Origin of the sequence: Streptomyces sp. NPDC102462, from assembly GCF_044765425.1 — a bacterium.
Taxonomy (GTDB): Bacteria; Actinomycetota; Actinomycetes; order Streptomycetales; family Streptomycetaceae; genus Streptomyces.
This window is the reverse complement of record NZ_JBIWKB010000041.1, coordinates 1-13347: the sequence shown is the minus strand read 5'-3', so window position 1 is coordinate 13347 and position 13347 is coordinate 1. Positions and strand designations below refer to the sequence as shown.

Genomic DNA, 13347 nt, shown 5'->3' with positions numbered 1-13347 from the left:
CGGCGGTGCGGGCGCGGGCGTCGGTGGACGGCGGCGGGGCCCGCCTCCGCTGAGGCCGCACCGCCCGACCGGGCCGCGGCCGGGCGGTGCGGTGCGGGGTGTCAGGCCGATGTGTCTCCCGAGCAGGCGGCACCCGGTTCCAGGTCTGCTCGACAAGCCCTGCCGCGGCCGGGCAGGGAGGACCCGGCGGCACCGGCACACACGGACACCGGTCGCCGGGCCCGCGGCGGCGCGGGCCCGGCGGCCGGTGTCCGTGGCGGCGGCCCGTTCAGTCGCGCTCCCACAGGTAGAAGCGCTGCGCCATGGCGTCCTTCGGGGAGCGCCAGGTCTCGGGGTCGTACGCGCTGACGTACGCCGACAGCCGCTCGCTGATGTCCCGGAACTCCGGGTGCCCGGTGACCTTGGCGATGGCCGGTCCGGGCTCACGCTCGGACTCGACGAGATGCATGTACACATCGCCGAACTGGAAGAGGCTGCGCCGGACGACCCCGACGAGGTGCGGCAGCTCTCCCCGGTCGGACTCCTCGAACACCTTGGCGATGTCGGGGGCGGAGCCCGGGGCCATGCGGGCGACGATCAGGGCCTGGTGCATCGGATGCGTCCTTCCGTGCTCAGTCGGCCAGCGCGGCCGCGGACCGCTGCCCGGCCGCGGCCTTCTCGATCCTGTCCCGGATCAGGGCCATCTGGATCTTGGAGTTCCGGTTGATGTTGTCGGTCATCCAGTCGTCGTCGACCGGGGCGTCCGGCTTCATCGTGAAGTCCTGGGTCCACACCATCCGGGTGCCGGCCGGGACCTGCTCGTAGTGCCAGTGGATGTCCATGTGCGCGAACGGCCCGGTCTCCACCCGGCGGGCCTTGACGGTGAGCGTCTCGCGGTCCGGCTCACGCTCGGAGATCCAGCTCCACACGACGCCCTTGTCGTCCGGGTGCATGGTCAGCCGGAACGTCGTCTTCGCGCCCTCCCGGGAGAGGATCTCGACCGACGCGTACTCGCTGAACAGCTGCGGCCAGTTCTCCAGGTCGTTGGTCATGTCCCAGACGAGGTCCAGGGGTGCGGCGATGGTGATCTCGTTCTGTGTGTGTCCTGCCATGTCAGGCTCCTGCCATAAGGGTGCTGTTGACGAGGTCGAGGAACTGCCGGGGCGTCTTGCAGCGCTCCGCGTCCGGCGGCATCGGGGTGCCGTGCCGGTTCTCCAGCTCACCCACGATGCCGAGCAGGCCCAGCGAGTCGACGCCGAGCGCGTCGAAGCCGGTGTCGGACCGCTGCTCCAGCTCCTGCGGGGCGACGGTGACCCCGGCGGCCTGCTTCATGAGCCCGGACAGCTCTTCCACGGTGATGTGGGCACTCATGCGTTGTTCTCCTTCTCTCCGGGAGGTGCTGTGAGACGGCCTCGGTAGGAGGCGTCAGGTTCTTCAGACCCCTTCGCCGGCGCCGCGCCGCAGCACCAGCGCCGAGTTCGACCCCATGAGCCCCCGGCTGAGGACCAGCGCCGTACGCAGTTCCACGGCGCGGGCCCGGCTGGTCACGAGGTCCAGGTCGTGGCAGACGTCGAACACGTTGGGGGTGGGGGGGATCAGACCGTGCTCCATCGCGAGCACCGCAGCCGCGGTGTCCAGCACGGGCGCCGCGCAGTAGCCCCGGCCGATGCCCGTCTTGGGCGCGGTGACGGGCACCCGTGCGGCGTGCCCGCCCAGCGCGTCGGCGATCGCCAGCGCCTCGGCGCGGTCCGCCTCCGGCACACCGAGCGCGTCGGCGAAGACCACGTCGATCTCCTCCGGCGCACAGCCGGCCTCGTCCAGGGCGCCCCGGATCGCCTGGGCGAGACCCGCGCGGGACTCCGCCCAGCGGGAGGCGCCGGTGAACGTCGCCGCGTGCCCGGCGAGCAGGGCGCGCAGCGGCGCACCGCGCTCCCTGGCCGACCGCTCCGCCTCCACCACGACCATGGCGCCGCCCTCGGCGGGCACGAACCCGGCCGCCGACGCCGTGAACGGCAGGTAGGCGCGGGCCGGGTCCTCGACGGTGCTCAGCTCCTCGTAGCCGAGCTGGCACACCATCGAGTACGGCGCGAGCGGCGCCTCGGTCGAGCCGGCCACGACCGCGTCGGTGCCGCGCTGCACCGCCCGGGCCGCATGGGCGAGGGCGTCCAGGCCGCCCGCCTCGTCGGCGGCGACGACCGAGCACGGCCCCTTGAAGCCGCGGCGGATGGAGATCTGACCGGTGGAGGCGGCGTAGAACCAGGCGATGGACTGGTAGGGGCCGACGAACCGGCTGCCCTTGCCCCACAGTCGCTGCAGCTCCCGCTGGCCGAACTCACCGCCGCCGGAACCGGCCGCGGTGACCACACCGATCGAGAACGGCGCGTCGGCGGTGTCGGCGGCGCCGAGCCGGGCGTCGTCCAGCGCGAGGTCGGCCGCGGCCATCGCGTAGTGCGTGAACCGGTCGGTCTGGACGAGGTAGCGCTCCTCGACCGCCGCCGCCGGGTCGAAGGCGCGGACCTCGCCGGCCACCTTCAGCGGCAGGTGCTCACAGCCCTCCCGGGTGATCCGGTCGAGGACGCTGCGCCCCTCGTGGGTGGCCTTCCAGAAGGTGTCGGTGGTGGTTCCGTTGGGTGCGACGACACCGATTCCGGTGATGGCCGCGCGGCGTTCGCGGGGTGCGCTCATCGTGTCCTCTTCCTTACTCCCGGGGCCGGGTCAGGATCACCGCGGACTGGAAGCCGCCGAACCCGCTGCCCACGGAGAGCACGCTGCCGAGCGAGCGCTCGCGGGCGACACGGGGGACGTAGTCCAGGTCGCACTCGGGGTCCGGGGTCTCGTAGTTGGCGGTCGGCGGTACGACCTGATGGGCCAGGGCGAGCACGCAGGCCACGACCTCGATCGCGCCGATCGCGCCGAGGGAGTGCCCCACCATGGACTTGATGGAGCTCATGGGCGTCTGGTACGCGTGCGGTCCCAGGGCCCGCTTCACGGCGGCCGTCTCGTGCCGGTCGTTCTGCCGGGTGCCCGAGCCGTGGGCGTTGACGTAGTCGATGGCCGTGGGGTCGAGCCGGGCGTGGTCGAGGGCGTCCTCGATGGCCCGGGCCATCTCCAGGCCCTCGCTGGTCAGGCCGGTCATGTGGTAGGCGTTGCCGTAGGTGGCGTAGCCGCTCAGTTCGCAGTAGACGTGGGCGCCTCGGGCCCGCGCGTGTTCCAGTTCCTCCAGGACGAGCACCGCGCCGCCCTCGCCCATGACGAACCCGTCACGGTTGTTGTCGAAGGGTCGGGAGGCGTGTGCGGGATCGTCGTTGTTGGGGGACGTGGCTTTGATCGCGTCGAAGCACGCCATGGTGATCGGTGAGATCGGCGAGTCCGAGGCACCGGCTATGCAGACGTCGGCCCGGCCCTCCTCCACGGTGTGGAAGGCGTACCCGACCGCGTCGAGCCCCGAGGTGCAGCCCGTGGAGACGGTCTGCACCGGACCCCGTGCGCCGAATCGTTCCGCCACCGCCGAGGCGAGCGTGCTCGGCGAGAACGCCCGGTGCAACTGCGGCTCCGCCTCCCGGTGGTCCACGTCCCACTGCTGACCCCGGTGGCTGACCAGGACGTAGTCGTGTTCCAGGCGGGTGGTGCCGCCGACCGCGGTGCCCAGGGAGACCGCGACCCGCCAGGGGTTCTCCCCGGCCAGGTCGAGACCCGAGTCCCGCACGGCCTCGTCACCGGCGACCAGCGCGAACTGTATGTACCGGTCCGCCCGTTCGACCTGCTCGGCGCCCAGCCCGTGCGCCGCCGGATCGAAGTCGCACTCGGCGGCGATCCGGGACCTGAGGCCCGCCGGGTCGAAGAACGTGATGCCACGCGTCGCCGTGCGGCCGGCCGCGAGCAGATCCCAGAAGGCCGGTGCGCCGATGCCGCCCGGGGCGACGATGCCTATGCCGGTGACCGCCACGCGCCGGGTCATGAAGGAACCTTCCCCGCGTCGGCCGCCCGACCGGCGCCCGCCGCGACCGCCTCGGTGGTGACGGCGGCGGCGCCGATCACCTCGGTCTCCTCCGTGTCGACGTGGCCCAGCTGCGGGCGCGGCGCCAGCGGACCGAGGTGGAAGACGATCCGGGCCTCCACCTTGCCGACGTTGCGGAAGCGGTGCCGCATGTAGGCGGGGATCATCAGCCCCTGCTCGGGCCGCAGCGCGTGCGCCTCGCCGTCCAGGTCCGCCTCCAGCTGACCGCAGACGACATAGACGAACTCCTCGGAGTAGGGGTGGTAGTGCTCACCGATGCGGTCGCCGGGCTGCACGATGGCCACGCCCATGAAACCGCTGGTGGCACCCACCGTGGCCGGGGTGAGCATGGCGCGCAGATCGCCGCCGCGCCGGACGTTGGGCTCGACCTCGCTGAGGTCCACGATTCTGGGACGGGGTTTGATCACGACGTTCCTCCGTTAGTGTGCTGCGGCGCGAAGAGGGACGTGGCCACGGAACGGGCCACGCCGGATCGCGCCGCCGGGTCAGGCGTTCGAACGGCGGTCGGTGACCAGGGTCATGCGGGAAGCCTCGCCGGCGAGGAGCGACTTCAGCTCGGCCGCGTGCGCCGACGGAGGCACCACGGGCTGGACACCGCTCTCCTCGCGCAGATCGAGCAGCCGCACCACCACGTCGTCGCGCTGGAAGATCGTGCTGCGCAGCACCGGGCTGGTCGGGTCCTCGGCGACCATCTCGTCGTACTGGGCGAGCAGTTCGGCCAGTCGCATGCCGCGGCCGGGCACCGCCGGGTAGTACAGGGCACACCGCTCGCCCCAGGCCATCGCGTCCGTCGTCACGTGGTGCACGGCCGGCAGTGCAGCCCGGGTGAAGAAGATCCGCGCCGACTCCTGGTCGTTGAGGTCCCGGTCCTGCTCCAGGTACGGGTTGATGGCCTCCTCGACCGCGCGCACCTCGGGCTGCCGGGCCACGTGCCGCAGTGCCGCGAGCAGGTCGCCGCGTACCTCGATGGCCCGCACCACCCGGTTGCCGTGCATGAACAGGGAGGTCCGGCACAGCCGGGTGCTGTCGTCGACCCGTGGCTCGGGCGAGCGGTAGTCCGCGAGGATCTTCTGGACCTTCTCCTCGCTGCCCGGCCGGACCGTGAAGGTCAGCGCGTGCCGGATCAGCCCGTCACCGATCCGCGGCGCGTTCTGGAGCCTGCGGTGCGGCGACCGCTCGACGCCCACGCCGGTCTCCCGCACGACGTGGAAGCGCAGCGACCGGGTGTCCCGGACGCAGCCGTGCAGCGGCTTCACCATCTCCACGTGTTCCTCGCTGTTCACCCAGTCGAGGAACGGCGGGGCGCTCTCCCACTCGCTCGTGATGAGCCATTGGGAGGGATTCTCGATGGACTGGCAGAGTTGGTCGCTGACGTGGCCGGGCACGGACGCAACCTGGTTGCACAGTTTCTCGTACGCCTTCAGGAACTGCTGCTGGGCTCCGTCATAGACGTCGACCAGCAGGACGACCCGCAGCCGGGAGCCGTCGAACACGGACTGGGAGACTTTCGACACCTGTCGTGTCAGCTCTTCTGACACACGTTCAGCCATGATGGTCATCTGCGTACATCTCCTTCGCGTGCAGATGCGGACGCCGGCCGATGATGACGCGACGTCAGCGTTCCTTGATCCTGTGCCGGTCCCCACAAGCGCGCGACTCGTATGAACCACGCGGGTGATGGGCACCGGGAAGACACCCCGAGCCGCCCGCCAAAGGCTGTGAACCACGCGGGTGATTGGGCGGGCCGAGACGCACCGAGCCGCCCGCAGAGGGCATGGAAAACCACAGGCGCCCCATCGGCGCACCTCTGCTCATGGAGACTTCCGATGCATCAAAAAGCCAACCACCGGATTCCCGTCCTCATCGTGGGCGGCTCTTTGGTGGGCCTGTCCCTGTCCCTGTTCCTGGGCCGTCTCGGTGTGCCGCACATGCTGGTCGAGCGGCACTCGGGGACCTCGGTCCATCCACGCGGACGGGGCAACAACGTACGGACGATGGAGCTGTTCCGGGTGGCCGGCATCGAACCGGGCATCAAGGCCGCTGCCTCACCGCTGGCCGGCAACCACGGCATCCTGCAAGCCCCGACGCTGGTCGGGGACGCGGGAGAGTGGCTGTTCAAACAGATCGACCCCGGTGGCGGGCTCGCCCGGCTCAGCCCCACCGGGTGGTGCCTGTGCAGCCAGAACGACCTCGAACCGGTACTCCTTCACAGCGCCCGCGCACTCGGCGGCGACCTGCGCTACTCCCACCGGATGGAGTCCTTCGAGCAGGACGCCGAAGGAGTGACGGCCACCGTCCTGGACCGCACCACCGACGAGCGGTACACGGTCCGCGCGGACTACCTGGTCGCGGCGGACGGCCCGCGCAGCCCGGTGCGCCACAGCCTCGGCATCGGACAGTCGGGACCCGGCGACCTGTTCGCCAACGTCAGCGTCACCTTCCGTTCCAAGCTGCTCGCGGACGTCGTCGGCGACCGGCACTTCATCTGCTGCTACCTCAACAACCCCGAGGCCGACGGCGCGTTGCTGCCCATCGACAACAAGGAACGCTGGGTCTTCCACGCACCGTGGCATCCGGAACGCGAAAGGCTGGAGGAGTTCACCGAGGAACGCCTCCAACGGCACATCCGGCGGGCCGTCGGCGTCCCCGACCTCGACGTGGAAATCACCGGAAAGGCGTCGTGGCGTGCGGCCGAACGGGTCGCCGACCAGTACACGTCCGGCAGGGTGCTGCTCGCCGGTGACTCCGCCCACGAGATGTCCCCCACCGGGGCGTTCGGCTGCAACACCGGTGTCCAGGACGCCCACAACCTCGCCTGGAAGCTGGCCGCGGTGCTGGACGGCTGGGCCGGTCCCGGCCTGCTGGAGACCTACGAAACCGAGCGCCGCCCGGTGGCCCTGGCGACCAGCGCCCGCGCCTCCGCCCGCTCGGTGGAGCACAGCCACCCCGGCTTCGTCCCGGCCCCCGGCGTCGGCGGCGGCCGGCGCGGCGGCATCCTCAACGTCGTACTCGGCTACCACTACCCGCAGGGCGCCGTCGTCGGCGCCGACCCCGAACAGCCCGTCGTCCCCGAGGAGTTGCGCCTGGCCGGACAGCCCGGCAGCCGCGCCCCGCACCTGTGGCTGCGCCGCGACGGCGAGCGGGTCTCCACCATCGACCTGTACGAGCGCTCCATGGTCCTGCTCACCGACGCCCCGGACGACGCCGGCTGGCACACCGCGGCCCGCCGGATCGCCGAACAGGACGGCGTACGGCTCGACGCCTACCGGATCGGCCCGGGCGCCGACGCGGATCTGACGTACGACACGGAGGGCGCCACCGGACCGGTCGACTGGACGCGGCTGCACGGCACGACGGCCGACGGTGCCGTCCTGGTGCGGCCGGACGGGTTCGTGGCCTGGCGGTCCTCCTGCGCGGTGGCGGACCCGGAGGCAGAGCTGCGCGGCGTCCTCGGGGAAGTCCTGCGCACGGGCTGAGACGGCGACTTGGGCGATACCGGTGACACGAGGGCCACCCGCGCCGAAAGGGCACGGGTGGCCTTCGTCGTCCGCAGTCGAGGTCCGCGACGGCGGCACCCAGGCCGAGGGCCGCCGCGCGCAACCTCCGCTGTGCATAGGCCCGTTGACCTGAGACCGGCCGGCTCAGACCCGGGCGAGCGCGGGTATCAGGCGCAGCGCGTTGTCCCGGTTGATGCCGCGGAGCTGATGGCCGGCGATGGCCGGGTCGCTGTCCAGGGCCGGCGCCGCGACGTCGGAGACGACGTGGGCGGAGGTGGGCGGCCAGTCGGTGCCGTAGAGGATCCGGTCGGGGTCGACCGTGGCCATGAGGGTGGGGGTCGACGACGGGGACATGGGGCCCGCCGTGTCGTAGTAGAAGCGGTGCAGGTAGTCGCGTATCCGGGACGGTTCGATCTCGGGGGTGAGGTGGTCGCTGAGGAGTTCCAGGCGGGTGGCCATGTAGGGGAGGAAGCCGCCGCCGTGCGGGAGGACGAACGTGATGTCGGGGTAGCGGTCGAGGACGCCGTTGAGGATGAGGTTGATCGCGGCGCGAGTCGTGTCCATGAGGAAGTCGCACATGAACGGCGGCAGGCCCGGCACGCCCGCCCCGTCGGCGTTGCCACCGGGTACGTCCATCGGGTGCGTGCTGATGACAGCGGAGCGGTCGTTCAGCTCGGCGAGGAGGCGGTCGTGGGAGGGGTCGCCGAGATAGACACCGCCCGCGCTGGTGCGGGTGCTCACCCCGACGGCGCCGAGGTCGTCGAGACCGTACTTCAGCGACCAGCTCGACAGGTCGAGGTCGTCGAGGAAGACCGGCGTGAAGAAGGTGAAGCGGGCGGGGTGGCCGGCGGCGACTTCCGCCGCCGCCTCCAGCGCGACCCGTGCGCTCTCCTCCCGCTTGCCGCGCTCCTGGATGCGGCCGAGCATGGCCACGGTCATGACGGTGGTGCGGATCCCCGTGCGGTCCATCAGGGCGAGCGCGGAGTCCAGGTCCCAGCGGGTCCACCAGGGCAGCCTGTCGCGCCGGACGAGGCCCTGCGCCTCGGCCCAGTCGAGCCAGGCGGGCGCGGTGAAGTGGTGGTGAACGTCCACACGGGAGGTCCGGGCGTCGTCGTCGGCCGGGGCGTTCCCTGAGGGGTGAGTGGGGTGAGTCGATATCACGGTGGGGCCTTTCTTCGTGCAGAAGCGGCGTTCAGGTGAAGGCGCTCAGACGCGCCCGTCGGATGTCGTCGCCAGCGGCTGCTCCGCCGCGGTCGTCCGCCGCGGCTCGGCCGCGGCGTCCGGTGGCGTCTCGCGGCGGAGGACCGTCAACAGCGTGTCCGCGAGGGCCCGTTCCGGGTCCGCCACCAGCCCGGGCGACCGCCATGCCACGAAGCCGTCGGGGCGGACCAGGACGGCACCGGACTCCGCCGTGCCGTGCAGCGCCGCCCAGTCGGCCCCGTCCTCGGGGACCAGGTCGTGGCCCGCGCCGACGACGTAGCCCTCCACCGGGACGCCCAGACGTGCGGCGACATCACCGGCCGCGGTGCGCCATGCCTCGCCTCCGGGGCCGGTGAGGACGACGAAGGACCGTTCGTAGAGGTCCAGGGTGGAGATCCGCCGGCCGTCCCGGGCGGTCACCCACAGGTGGGGAGCGCGGCTCCCGGGTGCGCCGCCCAGCTCGAACTCGGCGGGCACGATCGCGGCGTCCGGGTCGGCGCCGACAACGGCGCCCGACGGGTAGCGGTAGCACAAGGCCACCGTCAGGGCGTCGGCCGGATCGTCCTTGCGCTTCTCCGGGGTGTAGCCCGGGTGCTCTTCCTCGCCCGCCTGGAACAGGGCGCGGGCGGTCGTCGCGAACGCGACCGGCCGACGTTCCGTCTGATACGTGTCGAGCAGCCCCGGACCGGCCCAGCCGCGCAGGACGGCCGCGATCTTCCAGGCGAGGTTGTGGGCGTCCTGGATACCGGTGTTGGAGCCGAACGCACCGGTGGGCGGCATCTCGTGCGCCGAGTCACCGGCCAGGAAGACCCGGCCCTCGCCGTAGCTGTCGGCCACGCGGTCCGCCGCGTGCCAGGGGGCCTTGCCGGTGACCTCGACGTCGAGGTCGGGGGCGCCCGCCGCGGCGCGGATGTGGGCGACGATGCGCTCGTCGGTGAAGTCGTCCAGCGTCTCGCCCTGGTCCCGGGCCCAGGGCGCGTGGAAGACCCACCGCTCGCGGTTGTCCACCGGCAGCAGGGCACCCTCGCCGGCGGGATCGGTGACGTAGCAGACGACGAAGTGCCTGTCGCCGACGACGTCCTGCAGCTTCTTGCTGCGGAACGTGATGCTCACGTTGTGGAACAGCGCGCCCGGTCCCGACTGGGTGATGCCCAGCCGCTCACGCACCGGGCTGCGGGGCCCGTCGGCGGCCACGAGGTACTGGGCGTGCACGATGCGCGTCTCGCCGCTGTCCCGGTCCCGTACCTCCGCGTGCACCCCTTCGGCGTCCTGGGTGAAGGAGACCAGCTCGGTGCCGAAGCGGATGTCGCCGCCGAGGTGGCGGGCGTAGCGCAGGAGGACGGGCTCAAGGTCGTTCTGGCTGCACAGACACCAGCCGGACGAGGTGATCTGCGACAGGGCCGGACCCGTGTCGATCGCCTTGACGATCCACCGGCGGTCGCCGCCGGAGAGCGTGCTCACCTGGAGGACGCCGTCGTTTCCCGCCAGGGCGCTCGCCGCGGCGCGGATGTCCTGCTCGACGCCCGCGGTCCGGAACAGCTCCATGGTGCGCAGGTTGTTCCCACGGCCGCGAGGGTGAGTGGACGTCGCGGCGTGACGCTCGACGAGAAGGTGCTCGACGCCGAGGCGACTGAGAAAGACTGACGTGGACAGGCCCACCAAGGAGCCGCCTACCACCAGAACCGGTACGGATTCCACGGCCCGTTTGCTCATCGACTGATCCCCTATCAACTTTCGTCATCGTCTGTCGTCGGAACCCGAACACCCCGAGCCCGCAGGAATCGGCGGCTCAGGGGGTTTCCAACCGGCATCAACTTTTCGCCCGCTCCTTGGGCCCCGCACCTTCTGTTGCTCCGATCGCCGCGCCGCGTCCCCGCGCCGCTCCGGACGGGTTAAGAACGTTTGCTGGCGGCGGCCCACCGGGAACCGTCGAGGCCATGACGCAAACACCCCTGCACACCGAATCCGGATCCGCGGACCCCGTGGCCGCCGCCTCCCGGTGCACACCCGACTTCCGCGCCAACCCGCACCCCGTGTACGCGCAGTTGAGGGAAACCGCCCCGGTGTGCCCGCTGAAGCCACCGCACGGCGTGGACACCTACCTGATCACCCGCTACGACGACGCGCGCGCCGCGCTGGCCGACCCGCGGCTGAGCAAGGACATGTACGGCGCCCTCGACGCGTACCAGCGCATCTTCGGCGACTCCTCCATCGCGCTCGACGACAACATGCTGTTCTCCGACCCGCCCAAGCACACCCGGCTGCGGCGGATCGTGCAGGGCGCCTTCACACCGCGCCGGGTGGAGTCGCTGCGCCCGCGCATCCAGCAGGTCACCGAAGAACTGCTGGAGCGCTGCCCGACCGACGCGTCCGTCGACCTGCTCCCGAACTTCGCGTTCCCGCTGCCGCTCCAGGTCATCTGCGAACTCCTCGGCGTGCCGGAGGACGAGCGCGAGCGCGCCCACCAGTGGGCGGTGACCGTGGCGAAGACCGGATTCGGCCCGGAGGCGAAGAAGGCACTGGAGGAGGCCGAGGGGAAGCTGCGCGACCTCCTGGTCGACCTCGTGGCGCGCAAGCGCAGCACGCCCGGCGACGACCTGATGAGCGCGCTCATCGCGGCCCAGGACCAGGACGGCGCCCTGACGGACCATGAGCTGGTCTCGACGGCGTGGGTGCTGTTCTTCGCGGGCCACAAGACCACCGCGTACCTCATCGGCAACGCCGTGTACCACCTGCTCTCGAAGCCGGACCAGCGCCGCGCGGCCCTCGCGAACCCCGAGGCCCTGAAGCAGGCCGTCGAGGAACTGCTGCGGTACGAGGGGTCGGTGGAAAGCTCCACCTTCCGCCACGCCACCGAGGACATCCCGATGCGCGGTGTGGTGATCCCCAAGGGGTCCCTCGTCCAGATCGCCCTCACCGCCACCAACCGCGACCCGCAGGTGTACGCCGAGCCCGACCGGCTCGACGTCACGCGCACCGGAGGCCAGCCCCACCTGGCGTTCGGCCACGGCCCCCACTACTGCGTCGGCGCGCCGCTGGCCCGCCTGGAGATGCACATCGCGCTCACCACGCTGTTCCGCCGGTACCCCGAGATCACGCTGGCCGTGCCCCCGCACGAGGTGCGCTGGCTGACCGTGCCCTTCCCGGCGTTCCGCGGACTCGCCGAGCTGCCCGTGGTGCTCGACCCGGAGCGGATCGCCGGCTGAACCCATCACCGACCGGCCGGACCCGGGCGGTGCCGAGCCGGACCCGCAGTGGTCGTCGCGCGGCATGGAGAAAACAGCAGGGACGGCATGGGACAACCCGATCCGACGCCGTCCCGCGCGGTGGGGCAGGTCCCCCGGCAGATCCGAGAGCCGTCCCGGCAGCTCCGCGCCGATCATGGTCCGGAGCCCGCACACCCGGTGCGGAAAGCCGCCCTCGCACACCACCGACCCCGGGCAGGCCCGGCCTGTCATGCGAACGGCCCCGGACGAGGGGTCCGAGGCCGGCAAAAGCCTCTCAGCCGGGAAGAACCCCAGGTCAGAGTGGGCTTTACAGAGCCCCCTGTCGGATTCGAACCGACGACCTTCGCTTTACAAGAGCGGCGCTCTGACCAGCTGAGCTAAGGAGGCGTGCGGATACCCGCCCGAGCAGTGTACCCACGTCCCCGGGGCGCCTTGTCGAAAATTTCCGCGAAGTTCACAGTCCCCGAGGTACTGACAGATCAGGGAAACGCCAGGTACCGTCCTGACCCAGTTCACCCGCGTGGACTACACCATCCACCTTCCTACTCGGATCGTCCGGCACGTTCCTGCCGGTAGAAGGGGGCCTGCTCACCATGGCCACTGTCACGTTCGACAAGGCGACCCGGATCTACCCGGGTTCCGAAAAGCCCGCCGTCGACTCGCTCGAGATCGCGATCGAGGACGGCGAGTTCCTCGTCCTGGTCGGCCCGTCCGGCTGCGGCAAGTCCACCTCCCTGCGCATGCTCGCCGGCCTGGAGGACGTCAACGCCGGCGCCATCCGCATCGGCGAGCGCGACGTCACCCACCTGCCGCCGAAGGACCGGGACATCGCCATGGTGTTCCAGAACTACGCGCTCTACCCGCACATGACGGTCGCCGACAACATGGGCTTCGCCCTGAAGATCGCCGGCGTCAACAAGGCGGAGATCCGGCAGAAGGTCGAGGAGGCCGCGAAGATCCTCGACCTCACCGAGTACCTGGACCGCAAGCCGAAGGCCCTGTCCGGCGGTCAGCGTCAGCGTGTCGCCATGGGCCGCGCCATCGTGCGTGAGCCGCAGGTCTTCCTCATGGACGAGCCGCTGTCCAACCTGGACGCCAAGCTCCGCGTCTCCACCCGTACGCAGATCGCGTCCCTCCAGCGCCGCCTCGGCATCACCACCGTCTACGTCACCCACGACCAGATCGAGGCCATGACGATGGGCGACCGCGTGGCGGTCCTCAAGGACGGTCTGCTCCAGCAGGTCGCCTCGCCGCGCGACATGTACGACCGCCCGGCCAACCTGTTCGTCGCCGGCTTCATCGGCTCCCCGGCCATGAACCTGATCGAGGTACCGATCACCGACGGCGGCGTGAAGTTCGGCAACAGCGTCGTCCCGGTCAACCGCGAGGCGCTGAAGGCCGCCACCGACAAGGGTGACAAGACGGT

General features: G+C 71.2%; 12 protein-coding genes and 1 tRNA gene. 3 read left to right on the top strand and 10 right to left on the bottom strand.

Features of this window, described 5'->3' with window-relative positions:
* Nucleotides 1-268: 268 nt before the first annotated feature.
* From ACIRFL_RS29485 to ACIRFL_RS29455, 7 genes are all read right to left on the bottom strand, one after another.
* Nucleotides 269-592 carry a TcmI family type II polyketide cyclase gene (locus ACIRFL_RS29485; protein WP_404034299.1) on the bottom strand — a complete coding sequence of 108 codons (324 nt, stop codon included), beginning with the start codon at nt 590-592 and terminating at the stop codon, nt 269-271.
* A gap of 19 nt (nt 593-611) precedes the next feature.
* Nucleotides 612-1091, bottom strand: a complete 480-nt coding sequence (locus ACIRFL_RS29480) for an SRPBCC family protein (protein ID WP_404034297.1) — start codon at nt 1089-1091, stop codon at nt 612-614.
* Between the two features lies 1 nt (nt 1092).
* Entirely contained in the window at nt 1093-1350 is a 258-nt protein-coding gene (locus ACIRFL_RS29475) for an acyl carrier protein (protein ID WP_388713124.1), read from the bottom strand.
* A 63-nt stretch (nt 1351-1413) separates the two neighbouring features.
* Entirely contained in the window at nt 1414-2664 is a 1251-nt protein-coding gene (locus tag ACIRFL_RS29470) for a beta-ketoacyl synthase N-terminal-like domain-containing protein (RefSeq protein ID WP_404034295.1), read from the bottom strand.
* 13 nt (nt 2665-2677) lie between these two features.
* Nucleotides 2678-3937, bottom strand: a complete 1260-nt coding sequence (locus ACIRFL_RS29465) for a beta-ketoacyl-[acyl-carrier-protein] synthase family protein (protein WP_404034293.1) — start codon at nt 3935-3937, stop codon at nt 2678-2680.
* Nucleotides 3934-4404, bottom strand: a complete 471-nt coding sequence (locus ACIRFL_RS29460; protein ID WP_404034291.1) for a cupin domain-containing protein — start codon at nt 4402-4404, stop codon at nt 3934-3936. The genes ACIRFL_RS29465 and ACIRFL_RS29460 overlap by 4 nt, the downstream gene beginning before the upstream one ends.
* Before the next feature lie 78 nt (nt 4405-4482).
* Entirely contained in the window at nt 4483-5556 is a 1074-nt protein-coding gene (locus tag ACIRFL_RS29455; protein WP_404034289.1) for a SchA/CurD-like domain-containing protein, read from the bottom strand.
* A 267-nt stretch (nt 5557-5823) separates the two neighbouring features.
* Here ACIRFL_RS29455 and ACIRFL_RS29450 point away from each other — a divergent pair, with 267 nt between their 5' ends.
* Entirely contained in the window at nt 5824-7473 is a 1650-nt protein-coding gene (locus ACIRFL_RS29450; RefSeq protein WP_404034287.1) for an FAD-dependent oxidoreductase, read from the top strand.
* Between the two features lie 165 nt (nt 7474-7638).
* On the opposite strand, the gene ACIRFL_RS29445 is transcribed toward ACIRFL_RS29450, so the two are convergent.
* Nucleotides 7639-8586, bottom strand: coding sequence for an amidohydrolase family protein (locus ACIRFL_RS29445; RefSeq protein WP_404034285.1), 948 nt, complete (start codon nt 8584-8586; stop codon nt 7639-7641).
* Nucleotides 8587-8700: 114 nt separating this feature from the next.
* On the bottom strand, nt 8701-10407 hold the full coding sequence (locus tag ACIRFL_RS29440) for an FAD-dependent oxidoreductase (RefSeq protein ID WP_404034283.1): 1707 nt from the start codon (nt 10405-10407) through the stop codon (nt 8701-8703).
* A 224-nt stretch (nt 10408-10631) separates the two neighbouring features.
* Between ACIRFL_RS29440 and ACIRFL_RS29435 the strand changes: the two genes are divergently transcribed.
* A complete protein-coding gene (locus ACIRFL_RS29435; RefSeq protein WP_404034281.1) occupies nt 10632-11900 on the top strand; it encodes a cytochrome P450 in 1269 nt (422 codons plus the stop codon).
* A gap of 334 nt (nt 11901-12234) precedes the next feature.
* On the opposite strand, the gene ACIRFL_RS29430 is transcribed toward ACIRFL_RS29435, so the two are convergent.
* A tRNA-Thr gene (locus ACIRFL_RS29430) sits at nt 12235-12308 on the bottom strand.
* Between the two features lie 206 nt (nt 12309-12514).
* Here ACIRFL_RS29430 and ACIRFL_RS29425 point away from each other — a divergent pair.
* Nucleotides 12515-13347, top strand: an 833-nt coding sequence (locus ACIRFL_RS29425) for an ABC transporter ATP-binding protein (protein WP_404034279.1), incomplete at its 3' end; no start/stop codon positions are given.